Origin of the sequence: Pseudochrobactrum sp. AO18b (genome assembly GCF_000409565.1) — a bacterium.
In the GTDB taxonomy this organism is placed as follows: domain Bacteria; phylum Pseudomonadota; class Alphaproteobacteria; order Rhizobiales; family Rhizobiaceae; genus Pseudochrobactrum; species Pseudochrobactrum saccharolyticum.
The window spans coordinates 1-2,385 of the sequence record NZ_ANNO01000204.1 but is presented as its reverse complement, the minus strand read 5'-3'; the positions used below and the strand labels follow the sequence as shown (position 1 = coordinate 2,385).

At 46.2% G+C, this 2,385-nt stretch carries 2 protein-coding genes; one reads left to right on the top strand and one right to left on the bottom strand.

Going from position 1 to position 2,385, the window contains the following annotated elements:
* Nucleotides 1–32 precede the first annotated feature (32 nt).
* The gene (locus tag A918_RS0108535) at nt 33–980 is read right to left on the bottom strand and encodes an AraC family transcriptional regulator (protein WP_022710660.1); all 948 of its coding nucleotides are present in this window, start codon (nt 978–980) and stop codon (nt 33–35) included.
* 712 nt (nt 981–1,692) lie between these two features.
* Between A918_RS0108535 and A918_RS0108530 the strand changes: the two genes are divergently transcribed.
* Nucleotides 1,693–2,373: a hydrolase gene (locus A918_RS0108530; protein WP_022710659.1), complete on the top strand. Its 681-nt coding sequence runs from the start codon at nt 1,693–1,695 to the stop codon at nt 2,371–2,373.
* Nucleotides 2,374–2,385 lie beyond the last annotated feature (12 nt).

The window sequence follows — 2,385 nt, the reverse complement described above, 5'->3', positions numbered from 1 at the left end:
TGCGGCTTTATTTATGAATCCTGCTTGCAATTTTACTTGTGTGCTTTGACAGCACTCAATCTTTTGCGGCGCAATTCACCCGGTGTCACCATCCGGCATTTTTTCAAAGCTGTGGTCATATGACTCTGGCTGGAAAAACCTGCCCTGTCAGCAATTTCCGCCAGACAAATATCACTGCCGAGCAGCATTTCTTCCGCCGCATTCAACCGCAGCATCAGCAAAAACTGATGCGGTGTCTGCCCGAAGCTCTCGCGGAAAGATGTCAGGAAATGCCCGCCGGACACGCCCAATATATCCGCCATTTTGGAGATCGATAATTTGCGCATATAGTTTTCACGCAAATAAGCTTCGATACGCCTTGATGCCTGATAAGACAGGCCACCACTCTCCTGCCGCCCGCTTCCTGCCCTCAGAAAAGAATGGTTCTGCACCAGTTGCACCATCAGAACTGACAATAAAGCTTTGATATAGCCTGCGCTGACCGGCGCATTTTTCAACAATTCCGCGCGCAGCAGATTGGCAATCAGCAATGCTTTCGGATTTGGCAGTCTTGTCGGATGCGGGAATAATTCTGTGAGTGACAAACCGCCGGTAATATCCTGCAAATCACCCAGCAAGCCGTCATCCAGTGCAATCTGGATATAGTCCGTTTCAATCGGCCAACTCATGACATATTCGGCACCTTGCGGAATAATCAACACTGAACCGGCTGGCGCGTCAAAACTTTCCCCGAATTTGCCCTGCAAAGACCAATGCAAATCTTTAATAGCCGCCAGCGTGATAATGACCACATAATGATCATGCTCACAGCTGAATTTACCGCTATGACTTACAATATAGGCAATCTGATTATTGTAATGCACCAGATTCTTAAATGTATCAGAGAAACTGCTGTTCAGTTGTCCATCCGCCTCACGGAATAAAATCCCTTGTGAAACTGCAGCATGATCTTCGCCGTTGGCTGTAAATAGATTGTTCATCTCGCACCCCAATGAATTAAACATTATTTACTTGTAATATTTTGCCTTTCCCCTTCTGCCCGCATTTACAGAAACTGCTGTACGGCAGCGGGATGGCACCCCGATTTACACAACCTGTTTTACGCAACCTCACTCTTCACAAAATATCTACCATAGGTTGTATTAACCATGCAATTAAATTTTTACGAGACAAGTTAAATTTTTAATTCCCTGTCCGTATTTTTATTATCCTATTGATTTAAATATAAAATTTACAAGAATCGTATTATTTCAGATTATTGCGATGCTAAAGTTGAAAAATACAATCATTGTAGTTCCCGCACAATAAACAATTACAGGTTGTAGTATCATAAAAATCGTTGAACACACCCGACTGATAAAGTTGCGTGCGAAATTACCGTTTTCTCAGCTCCCTCCCCGTCAATGCTGTGCTTTTAAGCCAATCCGGTTGGAAGTTTCACATTACATTTCACAACATCGCAATTGTCTCATTAGCAGGACATTAAGGCGTAAACTTCGATCTATACAGATGATTGGTGCAGTTTTATGTTCATATCCAGACGATAACACTTCACGAACCACCGGCTGAGCACAAGCATCCAGCCATCAGTCAGAGAGCGTTATCAGAGGAAATTACGCGGCAGAACAAGCTGTCTGACCGCACAGCATATAACCCGTCCATGAGGCGGATTAACAACTGAGGAGACTTAAAATGACCAATCCGGCAAATTTCAACGGCCAGCGTCCTGTTATCGACCCAAATGATGCAGTTATGCTGCTGATCGACCATCAGAGCGGCCTGTTCCAGACTGTCGGCGATATGCCAATGCCTGTTCTGCGCAATCACGCAACTGCGCTTGCCAAGATCGCAACACTGGCCAATATTCCGGTTATCACCACCGCTTCTGTTCCGCAGGGTCCGAACGGCCCGCTGATTCCGGAAATCCATGCCAATGCGCCTCATGCGCAATATATTGCCCGTAAAGGCGAAATCAATGCATGGGATAATCCGGACTTTGTTGCAGCCGTTAAAGCAACCGGCCGCAAAACCCTGATTATTGCCGGTACAATCACCAGTGTTTGCATGGCCTTCCCGTCAATCAGCGCTGTGCAGGATGGTTATAAAGTCTTTGCTGTTATCGATGCTTCCGGCACTTATTCGAAAATGGCACAGGAAATTACTCTGGCACGTGTGATGCAGGCCGGCGTTGTGCCGATTGATACCGCTGCTGTGGCTTCTGAAATCCAGCGCAGCTGGAACCGTCCGGACGCTCAGGAATGGGCTGAAGTCTACACCAAGATTTTCCCTGCCTACCAGCTTCTGATTGAAAGCTATGTTAAGGCACAGGAAGTTGAGAAAAACCACGAAGTTCTCGACTCAATGCGCAAGTAACAACAAAAACCG

Bases quoted from the DNA above. Each gene is read 5' to 3' on its own strand.
- A918_RS0108535 (WP_022710660.1), bottom strand. From the start codon at position 980: ATGAACAATCTATTTACAGCCAACGGCGAAGATCATGCTGCAGTTTCA.
- A918_RS0108530 (WP_022710659.1), top strand. From the start codon at position 1,693: ATGACCAATCCGGCAAATTTCAACGGCCAGCGTCCTGTTATCGACCCA.